Annotated in this window: 20 protein-coding genes; 2 read left to right on the forward strand and 18 right to left on the reverse strand. The window is 70.1% G+C overall.

Annotation, left to right across the window (positions count from 1 at the left end):
* Positions 1-174: 174 nt before the first annotated feature.
* The 6 genes from FHL79_RS05885 to FHL79_RS05910 form a co-directional block, all read right to left on the reverse strand.
* Positions 175-1701 carry an SCO6880 family protein gene (locus FHL79_RS05885; protein WP_138757688.1) on the reverse strand — a complete coding sequence of 509 codons (1527 nt, stop codon included), beginning with the start codon at positions 1699-1701 and terminating at the stop codon, positions 175-177.
* A complete protein-coding gene (locus FHL79_RS05890; protein ID WP_138757689.1) occupies positions 1698-3110 on the reverse strand; it encodes a type IV secretion system protein in 1413 nt (470 codons plus the stop codon). The genes FHL79_RS05885 and FHL79_RS05890 overlap by 4 nt, the downstream gene beginning before the upstream one ends.
* Positions 3103-3867 (reverse strand): hypothetical protein, encoded by a 765-nt coding sequence (locus tag FHL79_RS05895; protein ID WP_246080395.1) that lies wholly within the window; start codon positions 3865-3867, stop codon positions 3103-3105. Before FHL79_RS05895 ends, FHL79_RS05890 begins: the two co-directional genes overlap by 8 nt.
* Positions 3868-3944: 77 nt before the next feature.
* Positions 3945-4232, reverse strand: a complete 288-nt coding sequence (locus tag FHL79_RS05900; protein WP_138757691.1) for a hypothetical protein — start codon at positions 4230-4232, stop codon at positions 3945-3947.
* Positions 4232-4867: a hypothetical protein gene (locus FHL79_RS05905; RefSeq protein ID WP_138757692.1), complete on the reverse strand. Its 636-nt coding sequence runs from the start codon at positions 4865-4867 to the stop codon at positions 4232-4234. The genes FHL79_RS05900 and FHL79_RS05905 overlap by 1 nt, the downstream gene beginning before the upstream one ends.
* Positions 4868-5229: 362 nt before the next feature.
* On the reverse strand, positions 5230-5988 hold the full coding sequence (locus tag FHL79_RS05910) for a hypothetical protein (protein ID WP_138757693.1): 759 nt from the start codon (positions 5986-5988) through the stop codon (positions 5230-5232).
* Between the two features lie 260 nt (positions 5989-6248).
* Here FHL79_RS05910 and FHL79_RS05915 point away from each other — a divergent pair, with 260 nt between their 5' ends.
* The gene (locus FHL79_RS05915; protein WP_246080397.1) at positions 6249-7232 is read left to right on the forward strand and encodes an ATP-dependent DNA ligase; all 984 of its coding nucleotides are present in this window, start codon (positions 6249-6251) and stop codon (positions 7230-7232) included.
* A gap of 239 nt (positions 7233-7471) precedes the next feature.
* Here FHL79_RS05915 and FHL79_RS05920 read toward each other — a convergent pair whose 3' ends face one another.
* Both FHL79_RS05920 and FHL79_RS05925 read right to left on the reverse strand, forming a co-directional pair.
* Complete coding sequence (locus tag FHL79_RS05920) at positions 7472-7726, reverse strand: hypothetical protein (RefSeq protein ID WP_138757695.1); 255 nt, start codon at positions 7724-7726, stop codon at positions 7472-7474.
* Between the two features lie 242 nt (positions 7727-7968).
* On the reverse strand, positions 7969-8358 hold the full coding sequence (locus FHL79_RS05925) for an ArsR/SmtB family transcription factor (RefSeq protein ID WP_218938338.1): 390 nt from the start codon (positions 8356-8358) through the stop codon (positions 7969-7971).
* A 67-nt stretch (positions 8359-8425) separates the two neighbouring features.
* Between FHL79_RS05925 and FHL79_RS05930 the strand changes: the two genes are divergently transcribed.
* Complete coding sequence (locus FHL79_RS05930; RefSeq protein WP_281283853.1) at positions 8426-10375, forward strand: heavy metal translocating P-type ATPase; 1950 nt, start codon at positions 8426-8428, stop codon at positions 10373-10375.
* Positions 10376-10812: 437 nt separating this feature from the next.
* On the opposite strand, the gene FHL79_RS05935 is transcribed toward FHL79_RS05930, so the two are convergent.
* The 10 genes from FHL79_RS05935 to FHL79_RS05980 all read right to left on the reverse strand — a co-directional run bounded on the left by FHL79_RS05935 (position 10813) and on the right by FHL79_RS05980 (position 20358).
* Complete coding sequence (locus tag FHL79_RS05935; RefSeq protein ID WP_138757696.1) at positions 10813-14118, reverse strand: AfsR/SARP family transcriptional regulator; 3306 nt, start codon at positions 14116-14118, stop codon at positions 10813-10815.
* Positions 14118-14543, reverse strand: coding sequence for a hypothetical protein (locus tag FHL79_RS05940; RefSeq protein ID WP_138757697.1), 426 nt, complete (start codon positions 14541-14543; stop codon positions 14118-14120). The genes FHL79_RS05935 and FHL79_RS05940 overlap by 1 nt, the downstream gene beginning before the upstream one ends.
* Positions 14540-15001, reverse strand: a complete 462-nt coding sequence (locus FHL79_RS05945; RefSeq protein WP_138757698.1) for a TadE/TadG family type IV pilus assembly protein — start codon at positions 14999-15001, stop codon at positions 14540-14542. Before FHL79_RS05945 ends, FHL79_RS05940 begins: the two co-directional genes overlap by 4 nt.
* A complete protein-coding gene (locus FHL79_RS05950) occupies positions 14998-15468 on the reverse strand; it encodes a TadE/TadG family type IV pilus assembly protein (protein WP_246080399.1) in 471 nt (156 codons plus the stop codon). Before FHL79_RS05950 ends, FHL79_RS05945 begins: the two co-directional genes overlap by 4 nt.
* A gap of 15 nt (positions 15469-15483) precedes the next feature.
* On the reverse strand, positions 15484-15720 hold the full coding sequence (locus tag FHL79_RS05955) for a hypothetical protein (RefSeq protein ID WP_138757699.1): 237 nt from the start codon (positions 15718-15720) through the stop codon (positions 15484-15486).
* A 26-nt stretch (positions 15721-15746) separates the two neighbouring features.
* On the reverse strand, positions 15747-16658 hold the full coding sequence (locus FHL79_RS05960; protein WP_138757700.1) for a type II secretion system F family protein: 912 nt from the start codon (positions 16656-16658) through the stop codon (positions 15747-15749).
* A complete protein-coding gene (locus FHL79_RS05965) occupies positions 16655-17347 on the reverse strand; it encodes a type II secretion system F family protein (RefSeq protein WP_246080401.1) in 693 nt (230 codons plus the stop codon). Before FHL79_RS05965 ends, FHL79_RS05960 begins: the two co-directional genes overlap by 4 nt.
* A 170-nt stretch (positions 17348-17517) precedes the next feature.
* Complete coding sequence (locus FHL79_RS05970; protein WP_246080403.1) at positions 17518-18897, reverse strand: TadA family conjugal transfer-associated ATPase; 1380 nt, start codon at positions 18895-18897, stop codon at positions 17518-17520.
* 98 nt (positions 18898-18995) lie between these two features.
* Entirely contained in the window at positions 18996-19778 is a 783-nt protein-coding gene (locus FHL79_RS05975; protein ID WP_138757702.1) for a CpaE/TadZ family protein, read from the reverse strand.
* A 4-nt stretch (positions 19779-19782) separates the two neighbouring features.
* Positions 19783-20358, reverse strand: coding sequence for an SAF domain-containing protein (locus FHL79_RS05980; protein WP_246080405.1), 576 nt, complete (start codon positions 20356-20358; stop codon positions 19783-19785).
* Positions 20359-20479 lie beyond the last annotated feature (121 nt).

Consider the following 20479-nt stretch of genomic DNA (forward strand, 5'->3'; position numbering starts at 1 on the left):
CCGCCGCTCGACCCGTCCGGCCCCGTCGTCCGACCAGCGAGGTGAAGGGCACGGCGTCTGCCGGGCGGACCGATGCGCTGGGCGGCATCGGCAGCTGGTGCCCGAAGTCGGAGACCAGCTGGGCTACTCCCCTTCCTTGAGCGATCCGCCGCCGGTGACCGGCGCGCCGGCCGATCACTGGACACCGCGACGTCGAGGCAACCCGATCCCCAAGGGGATGCACGCGGCGGCGAACGCCGAGTCCTGCGCGAGGTCCAAGCGGAGCGGCTTGAATCCGCTCGCGGTGACGCTGGCCTCCAAGCGGCGGCCGTAGTCGGTGATCGACCACGTGTCGGGCACGGTGACCGACACGGCCAGGCCGACGCGGACGAGCGCGCTCCCCTCGGACAGCCGGGTGTCCCGTCCTTCGACGCGTGCCGAGTCACGACGGTGTGCTGCGCGCTCCTTGAAACCGCCGCGGCGTCGCATCTCGGTGGCCAGCTCGGAACTCATCGACTCGTTGCCGACCATCCGGTCGGCCTTGGCAGAGCTGATCGGCTCGAAGAACACCGTGGCGCACCGTCGCTCCCCCGCCGCCGTGGGTGCGAGCACCGGTGCCAAGGCACCCATGACCGCACCCTTGTCGGGCAGCAGGACCGTGCACGTCGCCGAGTGCCAGGCGTCGTGTGCGTAGTGGCGGCGCGCCGGCGGCAGTGCCGTCGTGGGTCCGGCAGCGGCCATCGGCAGTGCGCCGACCTTCGGATCGATGCCGCGGTCGAGCTCAGCGGTCGTGAGGGCGGCTCGGTCGTCGGGGGCGAACCCAGTGCGGATGGCCGCGGCCAGGGACGACGAGTCGAGCCAGGTGACGCTCGTGCAGCCGACCGGTCCGACCAGGCGGGCCTCAACCTCGCTCATCACGCCCTGGAGGACGCGGGCGCGGCCGTCCACACCGCCGCCGGCCTCCTTGGCCTGCCGCACGATCCGTCGTTCGGGCACGACCACCGTCAGGAATGCCTCGTGGCGGACGCCGGCCTGGCTCATCATGGCCGCGAGCTCGGCCGTGGCCATCCGCGCCAGCGCCGGGGAGTCCTGCCGGAGATGGGCCCGCTGCCAGGAGAGCCGCTCGGCACCGTCGTCAGGCAGCGTCCGAATCTGCAGGGCGACGACCGAGACCAGCTCTGTGGTGGCCGCGCCCTCGAGCAACTCCGCGAGCCCGGTGCCCATCCGCGCCCGGGCTGGGGCTTCGGTCAACCCGATGCCGGGGTGCGTGAGCCGTGCGACTACGGCCCAGGTGCGCTCTCGAGCGTCGGAGACGATCACCGGACGGACCAGCAACGGGCCGAACGGCGGCCCGTCGTGGGTCTGGATCCCGGACAGCACTCCCGGCAGGTCGGCGTCGTGGAGATTGGCTGCGGTTCCGGCGGCGGCGTGGGATTGCCAGTCGGTCCATCCTATGGCGGTTCCGCCGGTGCGGTACGCCCAGTCGAGCGTCCAACGGAGCGCCGAGCGACCGCGCACGGGCACGGCGACCAGGACGATCAGCACGGCCCACACAGGGATCAGTCCGAGTGCGAGCAGCCACTGGTGCGCTCCCACGGCCAGCAGCACGGGCAGCCCACCGAGCCCGACGGCGGTCCACGCCTTCGCACTGAGGCCGCCGAACCAACCGGGCTTGTCCTTCGACCACGACCCGTAGCGGATCGGTCCGGCCTGCCCGCTCACAGCGCCGCCCCCGCCGCTGCTGCTTTGCCCGCTCCACCCATCGCTTCGCTGTCACGGGCCCAACCGCTCAGCCCACTGCTCGGGGCCGGCGGCATCGGTGGCTCAGGCAGCGGCACATGACCTAGGCCTCCCCCATCGGACGCCGGACCGTCAGGACCCGCTCCATCAGCGCTGGACGTTCGGCTGCGGCTGGCACCCGCGCCACCGTTCGAACGGTGACGGCTCGGCTCGTGGGCCGGTGGTGTCCGGTAGCCGGGATGCCCGACACCGCTCGAGCCGAGCACATCGGAAGCGATGTCGACGGCCCGGTGAGCCAACGAGGCCGCTGCCCCGGTGCCAGCACCCGCTGCCGAGCCGACCGTCCCGAGCATCGAGCTCAGCCGGCTCACGGATTGCGCCTCGGCGGCCGCTTCGCCCTGTGACCGGCCATCACCACCGCTCTGCGAGGCGGCGGCGCTGCCCACGTGCTGCCTGCCACCGGACACAACCCCGGACAGACCGCCGGCGTCTCCCCATGACTGACGCAGCGCAGATCCCGACGCGGTTCCCGGGTCGACGAAGGCCAGCAGCCGGAAGACCACCAGCGGACACACCGCACCGATGGCCACCATGACCGCGCCGATGACGGCCGTGCCCGCCGCCTGGGCGGTGGAGTCCCCGTTGCCTGCGACGACCCCTGCCGACAGCTGCACGCCGATGCCGAGCACAAGGGCCGCCATGGGGGCGATGAGCAGGCAGGAGAAGAACCAGCGCAGGCTCTTCCAGAACCACGACTTGGTGCTGTCGCTGACCAGCCCGGCGGCGGCGATCGGCGCGGTGGCGATGAGGATGATCAGCGCCGCCTCACGCACCAACATGATCACCAGGTAGAGGAAGGCTGCGGGCACGACCAAGAGCAGCGATGAGAAGCCGAGGACGGTGGCCGCCGTCGTGTCGACCACCTCGCGGGGCCAGCTGCTGCTCGGGTCGAACTGCGTCAGGCTGTCCACGTCGAGCATCGAGCGCAGGACGCCGCGAGACAGCCCCGCGGCAGCCGCGACCAAGCCGCCGGCCATTCCCAGGTAGCCGACCCAGACGAGACCGAACTGACCCACGCCCGCCAGCACCCGGCCCAGTGACCGTCCGTCGCGACGGAGGAGGGCCACTGTCAGCTGGACGAACATCATGGTCACCGCGACCGAGGCCCCGAACCACAGCGTGGTGGGCAGCACCCTCCCCATCGGGCCTTCGGCCGAGACGTCCGGGGTGGTGAACGCGTCGATGACCTTGAACGACAGGGTGAGGAGCCAGAGACCCGCCGACCAGATGCTGATCATCGCCGCCTTCCAGACGTCGGCGGCTGCTGCCGAGGCGGCGTCCCCGAGCCAGTTCATCGGGTTGAGGTCGACGGCCACGACGTCGTCACCCATGGCGGAGGTCCCGGTAACCGACCTCGATGGCCAGGTCGGTGCCAGGCCACACGGACGGCGGAACCGCGGGTTCCGCGCCCGGTCCGATGAGCCAGCGGTCAGATCGCCAGACCATGCGCTGGCAGTCCGCGATCCCTCCCCGAGCGGTCTGGTTGAGCGTCAGGTCGAGCTCGAAGTCGACGCAGGGGATGACGAAGTCGGGTCCGACGACTCCCTTGACCTGACCCATGAGAGGGGTGAAGACGATGGCCAGCTCCGACGAGCCCTCGCCGGACAACTCGGTGGCGCTGAGCACCGTGCGCATCGCCTGGACCCCGGACCAGCTGGTGGTCGTCGGTCCACCGGGGACGGCCCATTCGCTGATCACGGCACGGGCGCCGTCCATCGACCCGGACTGCATCGCGGTCTGGTCGATGGCAGCCAGCTGGGCCATGGCCCCTTCCGGCGTGTGCGGGAAGCCGGTGGGCACACCGGCGGGACCGACCTCGGTGGCCGGCGGGAGCACGATGGGCGGACCGGGGTCGCGCTCCGAGACGGGCCCTGGCCGGGACGCCGACAGGGGCACCGCCGGCATCGGCCGGGCGGCCAGCTTGTCCTGGGCTTCTCGGACGGATTGCGTGCCGGTCGGGTCGGGCACGGCCGTGGCCGCCGCCGAACCGGTCGTCGGTCCGCCCTCCGCTGGGCCGTCGGAGGGGTGCAACGCGTGGACGACGGCGATGACCAGACCAGCAAGCAGCAGGAGGACCGCCCCAGCCACCGCGGCGAGGAGCACCAGGAGCCGCCGTGGTGACCACCGTGCCTCGGCAGCCGTTCGGATTGCTCGACGGCCGCCCATCAGCAGCCAGTCCCGACGATCGACAGGACGATGACGTAACCGACGACGTAGAGGATCGCCCCCACCAGGCAGATCAGGATGCCGTCCATGCCGAGGCGGGCACCACGAGGATGGTGGGTGACCCGGCCCCAGATGAGCATCCCGACGCTTGCGAAGAAGCAGACGCCCAGGATGGCGAGCACGCCCCACTTGACCCAGGACAGGATCTGGTTGGCGTAGACCTGGACCCCCGGCGGAGCGACAGGGCAGACGGCGGCCGCCAGCGTGTCGGTGAGTTGGGTGACCATCAAGAAGCGCTTCCTCGAGTCGAGAGTGGGCCTGCGAGTGCCGCCGGCGCGCCTGGCGCCGTCGGACCGGCAGCGAGTTGGAGCAGGGAATGGCCGGATGCGCGAACCGCCTTGGGAAGGGGGCTGGCGGTGAGCCCGGTGATTGCCAGGCGCCGGTCCATCGGCATCGGGATCACCCGCCCGGCGCTGCGCAGCGCGCGCAGTCGCGGGCCGAGGCCGGCGGTCACCTCACCCGGCCACTTGGCGGGGCCGATTGCGGCGATCGCCAGCGGTTGCTGCGTCAGTGAATCGAGCAGGTGCTCGGTGAGTCGCGTCCCGGGCACGGTGGGCCGACACACCACGACGGTGCACGTGTAGCCCTCCGCCGGATCACCGTCAGCGAGACCCAGGTCGACGACCGTCACCCCAAGGCGTTCGCCCATGGGCGGGAGTGGCCAGTCGTCGACTGCTGCGTCGGTCGCCCGGCGGTCGATCGTGACCTGCCCCCGCCGGCCTCGGCGCCAGACCTCAGCCGCGTCGCAGCCCAACTCCGTCGAGGCGGCAGCCACCAGCCCTGAGCTGAACGGATGCACAGCCTCGATCAGGTGGGTCATGTGGCCCGTCTCGGCCGCAGCATCGCTGATCGCCAGAGCCACCGTGGAGGCCCCCGCCCCGGCATGAGCAGCCGCGACAGTGATCCATTCGGCCGTCCGGTCGCCGCTGTCACCCCTGATGTCACCCCGGCGCTTCAGCGGCTCCGCCGTGGCGTCACCCCAGTCACTCGTGCGCGTGCGCCGCCTGCGCTCCGCCCTGCTCTTGGCCGGTGCGGCCCGGTGCCGTGGAGCCGGCCGCGGATCGTGGTCTGGGCTGCGAGGTGGCTTCGTCTCTGGCGGGACGGATCGGGTCTCGCGCGCCCGCAGGTCACGAAGGGCTTGCTGGACCTCGGCGACGGACAACGAGCGAGGACTCCCCTTGACCCCGCGTCCTGAGGCCTCTGCGGGCGTGGATGTCTGCGTGCTCACGCCACCGCCGCCAGGTACTCCAGGGCGACACTCCGCAGCGCCACCAACGTGCGGTTCCGACGCCGGTACAGCGTGCGCGTCGAGATGCCGTGCTCGGTCGCGACGATGGAGTCACCACCGCGCTGGCCGCTGTCGCGAGCGCACTCCGTGCGGGTGAGCAACGCCAGATCGGTGGCATCCACGCCTGACCGCACGGCCCACTGCAGGAGGTCGACGAGGTCGACGTCCTCTGCTTCGCCTAGCCCGCCGGTCGCGGCCAGGCGATTGATGTCGCCGTCGGCAGTCAGGACCTCGCCGCACTCCGGATGCGACCGGCTCCGCGGGCGCAGCTCGGCGAGCACTGCGCGTCGTGTCTCGGCTCGTAAGTTCGCGGCCACGGCGCGCGTCCGGCGTTGCCACGGGTAGCGCCGGATCTGACAGGTGAGTTCACCGACGACCACGGCGACGATGTCCGGACTCAGGTCGCCCAGCTGGCGGACCATCGTCCACACCAGCCTGCTCAGCAGGTGCAGCAGCAGCTGGAGCGCGTCGTCGTCTCGTCCACCGTCGGCCGCGGCCAGCCGGACGAGCGCGGCGAGGACAGCGTCACTGCGCTCGTGGCTGGTCCGCTCGGAACAAGCCTCCAGGAAGTCGGAAGCGTGGGAGAGCCCCGCGAGTGCTGGCTCCGCAGCGGCCCAGCGGGTCAGGATCCCGCCGCTGTCCAGGCGAGCGGCGAGCGCCGGCCAACTACCGACGATGGTGGGGTCGTTGAACATGTGTGCGTCCTCCGGCATTAGTGCGATGCCGTTGACGCTCCGGGGAGACGTTCAGGAAGCTGTCAGCCCTTCTCGCAGAGACGTTCCAGTGCCCGTCACCCCAAGTACCGGTCCCGTGGGGTGACACCTCACGCTCCACACGTCGCCTCCGAGGGGGCGTCGCCCACCAGCCGGCCGCGTCTTCCAACGGTCACTCGTCAGAGGCATGGGGGCCCGGATCTGCTTCTCGATGTCGGCCCGGGCGGGAGATGGTCCGCGGCATGGCGGCGGTCCCCTCTCAGCTGCGGGGCCCAGTCGTCGTCGCCCTCGCGCGAGCCGAGCGAGACATCCCCCATCCGGGTGCGCTCCCCGGCGGCTGCCTGTACGAGCCCAAGTGGGACGGCTACCGACTGGTCATCGTCCGTTCCAAGCAGGCGGTGCGGCTGTGGTCCAAGCAGGGCAAGGACCTCAGCGCCCGGTTCCCCGACATCGCCGCGGCCGCGCGCGAGCACCTGCCAGCCGGTGCCGTGGTCGACGGAGAAGTAGTCATCTGGAACGGGTCCCGCCTGGACTTCGACCTGTTGCAGCAACGCATGGTCACCTCCCCGAGCAAGGTCGCTGCGTTGGTGGCCGCCCACCCCGCCTCCTATGTCGCCTTCGACCTGTTGGCCGCCGGAGGTGAAGACCTGCGCGCACTGCCTCTGACCGAGCGGCGCAAGCAGCTCGAGCACGTCACTCCCTGGATGCCGCCACTGCAGCTGTCCCCGGTCACCTCCGACCGGGAGGAGGCCCGCGGCTGGTTCATCGCCTACCGGCCCGCCGGCGTCGAGGGCCTAGTGGTCAAGGGTGCCGCCGGCCGGTACGCCGGCGGGCGACGGAACTGGGTCAAGGTGAAGTCGCGGGAGACCACCGAGGTCATCGTCGGTGGGGTCATCGGCACCCTAAAAGCGCCGCGGCAAGTCGTGGCCGGGCGGGTGCAGGCAGGAGAACTGGTGATGGTCGGCCGGTCCACGGTGCTCAGCTCGGTGCAAGCCGCTCAGCTGGCGCCGCTGCTGAGTGAGGCGGGCGCAGAGCATCCATGGCCGACCATGATCGGTTCCGGACGCTTCGGCGGCGGCCGAGACCGGGTCCCCCTCACCCGCGTCGACCCCACCGTGATCATCGAGGTGTCCGCGGACACCGGCCTGCAAGCCGGCGCTTTCAGACACCCGCTGCGGTTCGTACGGGTTCGGCATGATCTGGGACCCGACGACCTCGACGACTGATGCCCAAGTCATCGACAGACTGATCAAGGGCCCCGCCCGAGAAGCGGTCGCTTCGCTCGACCTCACATTTCCGCGCCGCCAAGCCGGCTGGGTTGGCTCTCCTCCCGCGTCCATGGCCTGGTCGCTCTGCCGGTGCCCTCCGCCCTGCATGGGCATCTGGATCGCTGCCTCAAGCACTGAGGACCACCGGGCACCGCCCATCCACAGCTGTGGAAAACACTGATGTGCCAGACGGCCGCTCAATCCAGCGTTCGCAGGTCGCCAGCCAAATGCCAGGCCAGCTCGGCGCCGTCGAAGAAGCGCCCGCGAAAGATCGTGGCCAGCCCAAGCCATGCGCCCTCGGTTGTCTGCAGCCGCCCCCAGAGCCAGCCCGTTGCCTTGTCCTCCGTGGTCAGCGCGACCGGTCGCGGAGGCGACACCCACGAGGCACCCGGTTGGGCAAGCGCTGCTGTCAGCTCGTCCTTCAACTGCCCGTCGGGCTCCGGGGTCCACATGACGTTCACGCTATTGCCGCCGCCGGAGACGCCGAGCGGGCAGCACGCCGGCTCAGGCCTCGGAGGCACCGACCCCTGCTCGTGGCCATGACTGAACGCCTGGGCATCGACCGACTTGCCACCCATCACTGGCGGCAGTCAACCGATGTTTCTTTTGCCGCGGGCGCCGCGTCGGCGGCGTTCTAAGGGTTCTGGCAGCCCGGTGGGATCACTGGCGCTCGTGCGCCCGCGGGGGTGTTACGTCAGCTCTGATTGGCGGCGTTGGCCGGCGCCGTGCTGTGAGCCGAATCCCCGCTGTCACTCGGTGCCGTTCGACCGACCCGGTGGTCGGCGTGCGACAGAGCTTGGCGAACCAGCTCGCCGATGTGGTGGTCTGCCAAGGCGTAGTAGATGAAGTTTCCCTCGCGCCGGTTGGTCACCAGGCCGGCCAAGCGGAGCTTCGAAAGGTGTTGACTGACCGCAGTGGGCGACGTGCTCGCCAGGTCGGCCAAGCAGGCAACCGAGGTCTCCCCCTGCATGAGGGCCCACAGGATGTTCAGTCGCGTGGGATCAGCCAGCATCCGCAGCGCGTCGGCGGCCCGTCGGACGTCGTCCACCGCGGGCATGTCGAAGCCATCGATTCCACCGTGCACGGCTCCACCCTACTGACCAACCGCTCTGATAGCGCACCTTCGCATCTGCGAAGGTACTGTGGCTCCAGTGACGACGGCGACGACTTCTCTGCCCAGTGCGACGCCGATGCGTGCACCCAAGCGCCGGTCAGTGCTCTGGTCCCTGCCGGAGGTCCGGTGGGCAGCGGGTGCTCTGGCCCTGTTTGTCCTCGGTGGACTGGCGCAGATAGGTGGCGCACCGGCGCCGCTCTACTGGACGCTCTACCTTGCGTGCTATGCCGTTGGCGGCTGGGAGCCGGCCTGGGCGGGGCTGCAGGTGTTGCGGGACAAGGCCCTCGACGTGGACCTGCTGATGATCGTGGCCGCGATCGGCGCGGCAGCCATCGGCCAGGTCCTCGACGGCGCGCTGCTCATCGTCATCTTCGCCACGTCCGGGGCACTAGAGGCATTCGCCACCCGTCGCACCGCCGATGCCGTCCGAGGCCTGAGCGACCTCGCTCCGGAGCAGGCCACGCTGCTGGACGACGGCACCGAGCGCCAGGTGGCCGCCGCGGACCTGCAGATTGGTGACCGGGTCTTGGTGCGCCCCGGGGAGCGCATTCCTGCCGACGGACATGTGGTGGAGGGCGCATCGGAGGTGGATCAAGCGTCGATCACCGGAGAGCCCCTGCCCGTGGACAAGGCATCAGGTGACGAGGTCTTCGCCGGCACCGCCAACGGCACGGGGGTTCTGACCCTTGAGGTCGTCCGGGCCGCTCGCGACAGCGTGGTGGCTCGGATCGTGACCATGGTTGAAGAGGCGTCGGCTACTAAGGCCCGCACCCAGCTGTTTATCGAGAAGGTCGAGCAGCGCTACTCCGTCGGTGTCGTCGTAGCCACCGTCGCGGTCTTCGTCATCCCGTTACTCGTCGGGGAAAGCCTGCAGAGCGCGCTGCTGCGGGCAATGACTTTCATGATCGTCGCCTCACCCTGTGCCGTCGTGCTCGCCACGATGCCGCCCCTGCTGTCGGCAATCGCGAATGCCAGTCGCCACGGGGTCCTCGTCAAGTCCGCAGTCGTCATGGAGCGCCTGGGCACCGCCACCATCGTGGCCCTCGACAAGACCGGCACCCTCACCCACGGAAAACCCACGGTTGTCGCCGTCCGGGCGCTGCCCGAAGGCCCCTGCGGAGAGGACGACCTGCTCGCGTTGGCGGCTGCCGCCGAGGCGCCCAGCGAGCATCCGATCGGCCGGGCCATCGTCGCCGCAGCCCGAGCCCGAGGCACCCAACTGCTGCCAGTGCAGGACTTCCGCGCCGACGTCGGCCGTGGGGTCAGCGCGACCGTGGCCGGCTGGAAGGTGGAGATCAGCTCCCCCACCGCGGCGGTGGCCTCTGAGCATGTGGCGATCGTGGCCATGGTCGACGGCGAGCAGAGCCTTGGCCGCACCGCGGTCGTCGTCAGCCTCAACGGCCGCCCGGTCGGGGTCCTGGCCTTGGCCGATCGGATCCGCAGCGAGGCCGCGCCCGCGATCGCGGCCCTTTGGGCCAGCACGAATCACGAGCCGGTGCTACTGACCGGGGACAACCCTCGCGCCGCGGCTGCCCTGGCTGCCGACGTCGGCCTCACCGATGTGCGCGCCGGTCTGCTGCCAGAGGACAAGGTGAGTGCGGTCCACGAGCTCCAACGCGATGGCCGTCGCGTTCTCCTCGTCGGCGACGGGATCAACGACGCACCCGCGCTGGCCGCGGCCGACGTGGGCGTGGCCATGGGTGGCGTTGGTTCAGACCTCGCGCTCACCAGCGCTGATGCCGTCATCGTCCGCGACGACCTTGGAACCCTGAGCGCGGTCATCCGCCTGTCCCACCGCGCCCGCCGCCTCATCGTCCAGAACCTGGTCATCGCCGCCGTCGTCATCACCACCCTGGTCATCTGGGACCTCGTTGGGCACCTGCCCCTTCCCCTCGGCGTCGCGGGTCACGAGGGATCCACGATCCTGGTCGCCCTCAACGGCCTGCGTTTACTGCGACGTTCTGAGTGGAAGCCTGCCAGCGCCTGAGCCATCCCGGCTGAAGGCAATGCCGGTCGTTACTGCCGCGAGCGGGTGGGGTTGTCACCCCGCGGCTAGCATCGCTGCGGTGAGCTTGGTGGCCCTCTCTGCGTCGACCGCGGCGCCCGTGCCGACGGTCAGGGCCGCACCACTGGATCGGCTGCCCGGGTCCGCTACCGATGACCCGTTCCTGCGCCTCGCGGCCGCGTGACTGGTCGGCTACCCAAGAACTCCCCCACCGCCTACCGCCGCGACCTCGAGGCGTGGTCGACCTGGTGCGCGAAGCTCGCGGTGCACCCTCTTGCAGCCGAGCGCCATCATGTCGACCTGTGGGTCCGTCACCTCACGTTGCCGCGTGGGCTGTCGAACTGGGCGGCGATGTTCCAGCTCCAATTGTTGGAGCTGCGGCGGCGGCACGCTCGGCGTCTAACGCTGGCCGCTGATGATCAACCGCTTCCGCTCGGCCACTGTCGTCGGAAAAGAATCTCCGCCGTTCTGGGCGGTAGATCCTCCTCGACGTCGGCGTCGTGGTTGGCCAAGATCCGGCTGACGTAGGCGTCGGCCTCAGCCTTGTTGCCCTGCGCATCACTGGCTGCGACTAGATCAAGGAGCGGGACGTCCTCGAAGCTGCCGGCCCGTAGTGCCACCTGGGCGGCGGCCGCGGCCAGCTCTGGCTGACCGGCGCCCAGATAGTGCGTGGCGACGGTGTGCGCGACGTCGACGATCATGGCGGCGTACTCGTGGTCGAGCCGGGATCCTCCGTCCACCAACCACGTGTAGCCGCCGGCCGCTCCGCGACGAGGCGGAGGCACGTCGAACGGACGGCCGCTGACCAGTTCGAGTGCCGCGCTCAGGTCAGCGACACCGTCGACTCCCCGAGCGTGGCCGCGGACGCGGAGCCGACGGAACAACTCTGCGTCGATGAGGATCCCGTTGATCCTGTAGCGCCCGGCCGCCGCGGCACTCAGCCCGGAGGGCAGGTAGTCAGCGCCTGTCACCGGATCGGTGCCCAGCCACGCCCTCACGACAGAGATGGCTTGGCGCACCTTCGTCTTCCCGACCACGTCTGGTTCGTCCGGCCAGATCGCGGTGGAGTAGCGCTCGCTGGTCACTCCGCCTGGTCGAGTCGCCAGGTAGGCAACGATCTCGGTGTGGAATTGCCGCCGCGGATTGCGCGCCGGCAGTGAGCCCTGCGCTCGAACCTCGACCGGACCGAGCAAGGTCAGCTTGGGCCTCGGCGAGGATGGGTCCGCCCAGTCCGCGAGGTCACGGTCGAGGTCGGCATCGGCGTCTTCGACCTGGCGTCGGACAGCCTCGTTCGTGCCGGGCGCAACTGCCTTTAGGTCGAGCTCGGTGGTCGCGGCGTGGTCGAGATATGACTGGTCGGGTAGAGGCAGAACTGAATCAAGGGACCTTGTGCGGTCGTCGCCCAGCCGATGCATCGGCTCGTCGTCCAACGCGTCGTGGTAGGCCAGTGGACCGGTCGACTGGCCGAGTCGATCGGTTCGCAGGCCTCCGCAGGCATCGGAGGAGCCATCCCAGCTCGCTGTCCCATGGGCAAGCGGGATCGGGACATCGACGGTGACGGCGGCCAGCGCCAGTACTTGAGCCAACTCTGCCGCTTCCTCAACCGGGAGTTGGTGTGGACGAAGTTCGAGCTTGAGCGCTGGGACGTGGAGCAACCCCCTGTCGTCGATCGACAGCTGCCATAGGACGTCGTTGCCGAGGTCGGCGCCTGAGTCGAGCCCGCTGACGATGACCACCGCCAGTGCGCGTCGAAACGACTCCTTCTTGAGCGCGGTGAGCAGCTGCTTGAGCTCGTCGCCGTCCGCGGCAACATCCGGCGTGACGAGCAGGACGTGCGGTGACCAGGAGTCCGCATCGACATCATGCAGACGTCCCTCAAGCACATCGGTGTCGGCGAACCGCAGTGCCTGCGTCACTGATTCGAGCCTTCCGCTCGCTGCCGCGACGGCCGCGCCGACGTCTTCCGTGTAGGTCAACCGATCTGGATTCAGCTCGGCCAGCTCCCCGCCGAACCCGACCATCGTCACGTGCAGCATCTCGGACCAGGTGTTGTGCGCGAGCTCAGCAGCCAGGAAACGGACCAGGTCGAGGCCACGCTCGGCGTCGCCGGCGACGGACATCGCCCCGATCCGTTCGAGGTCGAGAAGCCAGTGTTCCCCCTCCGCTGTGGAGCCGACCGAGGCGAGCGCTGGGTACGGGGCGAAGAAGCGGGATCGATCGAGCTCGTCGTACGGCAGCGGGTCACCTCGCCGCACTGACCACCGGGTGCCTGCCTCATCGACCGTCCACGGTGCCGGGACTGGCGACACCGAGCTGGTCAGAACGAGGGTCAGGACGTCGTCGGTCATGCAGACCGCGACCACATCGGGCAGCCGAGCGCCCTCCGCGTTGGCCAGGGCGTGCACCAGGCTGCGCAGGGCCTGGTCCAGCCACGTGACGTCGGCGCTGCCGGCCGACTGCAGTGCCCGCTCTACCCGCACCAGCTCAGGCGGGGTGCTGGCGATCAAGCGACCAGGGCGCCGGTGTCGGAACTGTCGTCGTCGGTAGCGCGTCAAAGCTGCCAAGGACACCCCTGCCAGCAGGGTGCCACCGCCGACGTAGAGACCCAGCGCGGAGTCCGATGCTTGCTCTGTCGAGCTTCGCGCGTCAGTGGATGACGGCCCGGTGCTGACTTCCCCGGCTGACGTGGATGCCGGGGCGGGAGCCGGCGAGGTCGTTGCAGGCTCGACGTCTGGTGGCGGGAGTGCCGGGCCTGCCGGAGGGCCGTCTGGTTGATGGTCAGGCAAAGGGTCAGTTGCCTGTATAGGAGGCAGCGCAGGTCCCTCCGTCGCCGGGATGCTCAGCTCCCAGCCCGGCCGGATGAGCGCGGGGTCGGTGAAGACCGCCCCGTCCGGCTCGCCTCGTCCCCTGTTCGCCTGCCAGACCTCCCGCCAGTTCTCTCCGTCGCCGCTGACGTCCTCGGCGATGCTCCACAGGGTGTCCCCCGGTTGGACGGTGACCATCTCCACCGCAGCCGGTTCAGGAGAACCGGTTGCTCGGGAAGTAGGCAACCCGGTTGCATCGGGCGGTAGAACCAAAGCGGTGCCAACGACGATCTCGTTGTCCGGGCCCACGGCAGTCGGATTGAGCTTCAGGATCTCCGGATAACGGAGCGGGTCACCGAGGTAGCGCTGGGCAAGCGCCCACAGGGTGTCTCGCCGACCAACTTCGTAGACGATCGGCGCTGGAAGTGGCTCGTCCGGAGTGGAGGACGCGGACGCTGTCTGGAGGCCCGCTGCCGTCACCTCCGTTCCTGACTGCGTCAGCGGGAGCCCGGACGAGACCGCCACTGGCAGCGGCGGCCGCGTGGACGCGGGCCCGGAGTTTCCCGAAACCACTGGGGCGACCGTCAACCCGACCGCCACTGCTGCCAGCAATGCAGCCGCCGGCTGCTGGAAGAGCCTCAGGCCCGGAAGAGCGAGCGCGGGTCGTGCCCGTGCGAGCGAGTAGACCTCCGCCGCAGTCGAAGCGGTGAAGAGCAACCAGCACACCCAAGCTCCCGCCGCTAGGACGACCTGGATCAACTGCCCGTCGTCTCGGCTCCTCAGAAGAACGACGACGTCGTCGAACGCCGGCAAGCCGTGCGGCACCAGGTGCAGCAGACCCAGCAGCACCGGCACGCCGACGATGACCGCGGCGAGCACCATGAACGCCGCCACGGCTTTGAGCAGCCGCGCTGCCTGCATCACGAGACCCCTTCCCCATGAGTGACCCCGACCTGCAGCTGGGCGGTGTGCGTTCTCGTCTGTCGGACCACGAACCCCAACAGCGGGGTAGAGGCGCTGACGGTGACGCTCACCTGGACGACGCCTGGCCCGAGGACGCTGACCTGCCCCGTCGCCCCGGCCTCGACCAGGTAGGACCCGGCCGCGGCGGTCGCCAGACGCACGTCCTCGACTCCACCGGCGGGCACTGGACCAACCGCGATGCTGGCCGCGCGGGCCGCTTCGGCCGAGTAGGTGTCGGCGCGGTTGCCCGCTTGGATGGCGGTACCTGCGTCCACCAGCGCCGTGACCAGCAGACCGGCGATGAGCACGATGAAGCAGAACAGCACGGCCACGGATCCGCGCTCGTCATGGCGGACAGCGTGAGTACTCGCGATGCCCTTCACGACACGTCCCGTGCCGGGTCGAGCGGACTCGTGGCGCTGTCGCGGAGCGTCCGCGAGCCCGGCAGCCCAGGCACGCCGACATCCGACAGGTCGACGGTGCACGTCACGTTCACGGTGACCGCCGCAGCGGTGCCCGGCGCACTGAGGAACCCCGAGACGTCCACGGCGACCTGGATGTCGGCGCAGTGCATGTGCCGACTCGCCAGCGCATCGGTCGCGGACGCGGTCGCCACCTGCTGCGCGGCAGCACTGGACCGGGCGAGCGACGCATCCCGAGCCGCGATCCCTGCGACGCCGCTGATGCTGCTGCCCACCAGCGCGATGCGGGCGCCGATCACCAGCATCGCGATGACGAGGACCGCGACCGGAAGCAGGATCGCCAGTTCCACGGAGTCGGAGCCGCGGTCGTCCCGCCACCACCGCATGAGCGCCGATCGCCGCGGCAGCCCGCGTCTCATGGCGAGTCCGCCGTGGTGAAGCGTTCCTGCCCGCGCACGACGGTGACGTCCACGGACGGATCGAATCCGGGAAGCGGGATCACGTTGGGCACGTCCGCCGTCACCCGCACCGAGACGCTGGTAGCCGTCCTCGCCTCGTCGACCGAGTAGCTGGTGATGGCCCCGGTGCCCAGCTGAGCCAAGTAGTCCTCTGCCGCTTGCTGCCCCACTCCGTCGGCCGCCGCCAGCACGCTGGCAGCGCGTGCGCCCGCCTGGGCCGCGGCGTCGGCCGCTTCCCGGGCGAAGTACCACAACGCCAACTGCGGCCCGGCGAAGAGCAGCATCACAATCACGGGGAACAGGACCGCCCACTCCACGCTCGACGAGCCACGCTCGCCTTGACCGCCGCCGGACAGGGCGGTTCCTGGCCGCATCACTCGGGTGACGCCCGGAGCAACCGACCGGTGGGACATGTGGAAGACCTGCACCCGGGCGCCGACGCTCTACTTGAACAGTGCCGTCTTGCTGGCCACGAAGGCCACCGCCGCCGCGGAGACCGCGCCGCCGAGCGCGATGGCCAGGATGACCATGAAGGCCTTTTCGGAAGAGTCCGAACCTCGATCGTCGGTGACGTGCTCGGCCCGCAGCCAGCCCAGCAGGAAGATCGCCGTCGCGAACAGCGCAGCGGACATCGTCGCGACGACTCGTGCGCCGCGGTCGAACAGGGACGACGTGGACATGAAGGACCTCTCGATCAACGGTGGGTTCATGAGGTGACAGCGAACATGCGGAGCAGGAAGGGAACGAGCACGAACAGGGTCAGTCCGGTGACCAGGAGGGCCAGCGGGCGAGACATGCGCTCGCTCACCTCGTTGGCCTGCCGACGGGCGTCGGACAACTCGGCATGCCGCAATGTGCGGGCGCTGGCCAGCAGGGTGTTGTAGACGGACGCTCCGTCGGCAGCGACCGCCGCGATGTCGGCCAGGTTGCGCAGCTCGGCGACGTCCAGTTCGTCACCGAGGGCCCGGAGGTCGGCCCACGGCTTTCGGCCGGACAGCGCGGCGCGCCGGATGGCACGGTGGATGCGGATGAACGGTGCGCTACCCGAGACTTCCGCCGCCTCCTCGAGCGCCTGCTCCACCGATCCTCGAGCACGCCGCTCGCCGGCGACCAAGGTCAGGAAGGACTCGAGATTGCTGCGGAACTCGACCCGCGCGCCCCTGGCCGTCTCTCGCGCCTCGGCCGAGGGGAGCAGCCATCCGACGGCTGCGAGCGCCACGCCCACAACGGTCGGTATGACGAACGGGAACGGGACGCCGACCACCGCCAGGACCAGCCCGATGGATGCGGGGGCGAAGAGCCCGCACAGGGCCAGAGTCAACTTGCGCGCGGCCAGGTCTGACGGAGTTCGACCGATGATGGCCAGGTCTGCAGCTGGGACGCCGACGTGTTTTTCGAAGAAGCGCGCCACCGTGGTCGGCAGTCGGTCCCACCCCTGAGCTGGTCCACGCACTGTGGTGTCGGTTGTCACGATCGCTGGCCGCTCTCTCGGAACTCCCGAGAGCTGCTCGAGCGCGGCAGCCAGCGCTGGGGGCGCGGGTCGGACAGCCCGGACGCCGAGGACCAGCCCGAGCGCCATGAGCATCCCGCCGAGGGTGGCCAGCTGCAGCCCGGTCACCGTGCACCACTTGCCTGCGCCGGGTCCACGAGCACGCGCGGTGACGTCGGGGGGTCGGACAGGCGGCGCATCCACCGCAGGGCCGTCCCGAAGAGCGCGAAGTCAGCCAGCAGTGCCACCTGCCCGACGGCCGTCGAGTAGCCCGACAGGAAGGTCTGGGCGAAGAGCACCATCCCGACGACCAGGATCAGGGTGGTGACCACGATGGTCCGCATGTTCGACCGCGGTTTGGCTCGTTCCGCCTCGACCTCACGGAGCATGCGGGAGCGTTCGTCCAGGTCCGCGGCCAACGCGGTGAGCACCTCGGCCAGTCCTGGACCGCCATTGCGCTCGCGGAGGATGAGCACCATGGCGATCTTGTCGGCGGCCGGGTCGTCGACGTCCCGTGCGAACTGACGCAACGCCGGCTCCACCCCCTGGGGCACCATGCGGGTCACGAGGTCGGTGACGGCTGGGCGGATCGCCGTGGGCGCCGAGTTGAGCGAGCGGCGCAGCGCTTCACGCGTCGAGCCAGCAGCCCCAGAGCTGATCAGATCGGCGAGCCGTCGGGTCCAGTCCGACAGTGCGTCGGAGGTGGCGATCGCTTGTCTGGACGCCTTGGTCCCACCGAACACCTTCGGCAAGAAGATCGTGGCGCCGACGGCAGCCAGCGCCGCGACAGGCCAGCCGCTGACCAGCAGGACCAGCACGCCAGCAGCGCACGCACCGAGGTGCAGCTTGGTGAGCCGCCAGCCACCTGATCGCCGCGTCGCAGACCGCGTCGACGGCAGGACGTTGCCACCGCGGACGGCGACAGCAATCCCAACCAGTCCCGCCGTGGTGACGACCCCGGAGAGAGTCAGCAGGAGCGTCCCGGCCGTCACGAGGCAAGCCCGTGGTCACGAGGTGCAGTCGGCCAGTCGGAAGCGTCGGGATGCAGCCAATTGACGTCGAACCCGGCCGCGGTCAACCGCTCGGCCAGTGCGTCGCTGAGCATCCCGGCGCCCCGAGCCCTCGCGCGCCCGTCCCCGGGCCGAGGGGCGAAGACGGGCACGAGGTCCGGTCGACCGGAGTCGCCGACGGCACCGAGCTCGTAGATGCCGGAGACGAAGCGGGAGTACGCGCGGTCGCGGTGCACGTGCACGACCAGGCCGAGGGCAGCCAGCGACCTCAGGACCAGCTCGGTCGACGGTGTCGGATGTGCCTTCAGCGCGTTGATGAGGACCTTGTCGAACACGCCGTCCGCCGACGGCGAGTGGATGGTGCACATGACCGAGGCGATGCCGCTCGTCGCGGCCTCCAGCAGCGAGGTGACGTAGGCACCGCGGACCTCACCGACCAGCACCCACGTCGGTGAGGCTCGCAGCGCCAGGTGCAACGCATCGCCCATGTCGAACCCGCCGCGACCTTCGGCGTTGGGCAGGCGCGATTCGAACGGCCGGCACACGGCGTGCCGTCGGACCAGTTCTCGGCGGTCGGCGTCCCACCGTGGCAGGTGCAGGCCGAGCTCGCGCTCGTCCTCCACCGTGACGACGACGTTGTTCCAGGGGATCGCATTGCCGAGCGCCCGCAGCAGTGTCGTCTTCCCGACACCAGGCGCCCCGGTCACGAGGGGCGACACGCCCGCTTCGATCGCCGCCTGCAGGAAGGCCCGCACCGGGGAGTCGACCATGCCCAGTCGCTGGAGGTCGTCGAGGCTCGGGTCGCTGAAACGGTGCACACGGATGACGCCCGCCGGTCGGGGCAGGACGTCCATGGCCGCTTGCAGGCGCGCGCCCAGTTCGGTGACGCCTTGCAGCCGGACGTTGAGGATCGGGCTTGCGGAGGAGAACTCCCGGCTGGTCTGCCCGCCGTCCGAGCGCGAGGCGATGGACCGCAGCAGCTGTGCCAGTTCCTCATCGCTGGACGCGATGGGTGGCCCAGCTACGAGTTGTCCATCGACCCTGCGCAGCATGGTCGGGTCGCACCCCTCGAAGTGGATGTCCTCCACGTCGCTGCGAGCCAGCAGGGGCGCGAGCCGGCCCAGTCCGTCGAGTTCTGCCAGGACTGCGGCGAAGATCCCGTCCTCCGTGCTCACAGCCGGCGCCGTCCGCCCGCGGTGTGCCTCGTGCAGCAGCCACTGGTCGTACTCGTCGCGGATCAGGCTCTTCGTCAGCTCCCTGCGGGGACCAGCTGCGTAGTTCCTGTCTTCGGCGGTCAGCCGGGTCGACACCCGGTCGCGCAGCTCGGCGACCACGCGGTACTCGACCTCGGTGAGCACCTCGCGGTCACTCTGTGCCGAGGCGACCGCCTTCTGTCCGCGAGCTCGCGAGACGGGCGGTGGTGCGGACGGCATCGCGGTCCACGTCTCTTCGATCGTCACCCGGCGACCGCCGCGCGCTCGCCCGCGGACCCTGCTGTGACGGCCAGTTGTGCGGCGAGGCTCGCCGTCGCTCGCAACAGTGAGGACCGCCTCAGAGTCCGCGCGCTCACGGATCCTCCGTCGGAAAGGAAGGACGCGGTGGTCGGGTCGTCGGGTAGCACGCCGACGAGAGGCAGTTGCAAGGCGCCGGCCACTTCGCTCGCTGAGTACGGCCCGCGTCCCACCACCAGGGCCGACACGGTGGACAGGTCCCCGAGCTGCTGACGCAGCCGTTGGGCAGCGTCTTGCGTCGCGTGCACCGACCGGACGCTCGGGCGCACGACCAGCAGGACTCGGTCGGCCGCTCGCAGCACAGGCCAGCCGCCGCGGTCGCTTCCCAACCGGCCTGTGTCAACCAGCACGTCGCGCTCGGTCGTCGCCGCAGTCGCGGCCAGCGACCGGGCAAGTCGTTCCCACGCCTCAGTCGCGAATGAAGCGCCCTGCACGCCGTTGGCGAAACCAGGGATCAGCGACAGGTCAGCCTGCTCGGGAACTCTCACTGCGTGGTCGCTGAGCAGCGTGGAAGCCGCATCCACCGACAGGTCCCGGCGGGCGGCGGTCGACCAGGACAGCAGTCCGCGGTCGACGGTGACCCGGCCCGCGAGCAGCCCGGGTGCCATGTCCCCGCCGGCTGGGTCGCAGTCCGCGACCAGGAGAGGTCGGGTCCACGCGAGAGCCAGGGCCCAGGTCGATGTCGTCACGCCAGGCGCGGCCTTGCCGGACGTCAGCACGGTGAACACGGCGTCACCCAGCCGACGGCAACAGGACGACCGCCAGCGCTCCGGTCGAGGCCAGTCGGGCGACCGTCGGACCGTCATCTGCGGGGAGTCGGACGTCAACCACGGTCACCTGGGTGGTCGGGTTCGACTGCCCCACTTCGGCAACGGTGGCTTCGATCGACCGCGCCGGGCCCGCCTCCGGTCCGCCGTCGGTCGTTGCGGCCGTCGGGCCCGGTGTCGGCACGATCAGGATCGGCTGTCCGGGAGTGAGACCGCGGGCTGGGAACTGACCGTCCCGCAGCGGAAGAGCGACTAACAGCTCCCCCGCTGCGAGCCCGTTCCCCGTGCTGACCTGCGCCTGGGTCAGCAGCTCACCCCGGGACAACGGGACCTGCGCGACCAGCCCGACGACCTCGGACAGCTCTTCGGCTGGGATGGGCAGCAGGCTGGGATCGGCAGAGACACTGGCGGTGGTCAGGTCATCCGCTGTGATCGTCGAGCCCACTTGCACGTCGCGGGCCACAGCCAGAACCTCGTTGTGAGCGGTCAACATCTGACCGGCGGCAAGAGCCAAGAGGCCACCCAGCAAGACGACCAGCACGCTGAGGACCAGTGAGCGCCGACTGACGCGTCGTCTAGCCGCGGCAGTTCTCACGGGCGGAGCTGGTGATGGTCCAGCCCCACCGACAGCCGGCGCCGCGCTGCGTCCTGCTCCGTTGACC

Source organism: Modestobacter altitudinis (assembly GCF_005930475.1).
GTDB classification, from domain to species: Bacteria; Actinomycetota; Actinomycetes; order Mycobacteriales; family Geodermatophilaceae; genus Modestobacter; species Modestobacter altitudinis.

Excerpts from the sequence above, each read along its gene's own strand:
- FHL79_RS05945 (WP_138757698.1), bottom strand. The coding sequence starts at position 15,001 with ATGAGACGCGGGCTGCCGCGGCGATCGGCGCTCATGCGGTGGTGGCGG.
- FHL79_RS05955 (WP_138757699.1), bottom strand. The coding sequence starts at position 15,720 with ATGTCCACGTCGTCCCTGTTCGACCGCGGCGCACGAGTCGTCGCGACG.
- FHL79_RS05935 (WP_138757696.1), bottom strand. The coding sequence starts at position 14,118 with ATGCAGGCAGCGCGGCTGCTCAAAGCCGTGGCGGCGTTCATGGTGCTC.
- FHL79_RS05920 (WP_138757695.1), bottom strand. The coding sequence starts at position 7,726 with ATGTGGACCCCGGAGCCCGACGGGCAGTTGAAGGACGAGCTGACAGCA.
- FHL79_RS05915 (WP_246080397.1), top strand. The coding sequence starts at position 6,249 with ATGGCGGCGGTCCCCTCTCAGCTGCGGGGCCCAGTCGTCGTCGCCCTC.
- FHL79_RS05890 (WP_138757689.1), bottom strand. The coding sequence starts at position 3,110 with ATGGGTGACGACGTCGTGGCCGTCGACCTCAACCCGATGAACTGGCTC.
- FHL79_RS05900 (WP_138757691.1), bottom strand. The coding sequence starts at position 4,232 with ATGGTCACCCAACTCACCGACACGCTGGCGGCCGCCGTCTGCCCTGTC.
- FHL79_RS05910 (WP_138757693.1), bottom strand. The coding sequence starts at position 5,988 with ATGTTCAACGACCCCACCATCGTCGGTAGTTGGCCGGCGCTCGCCGCT.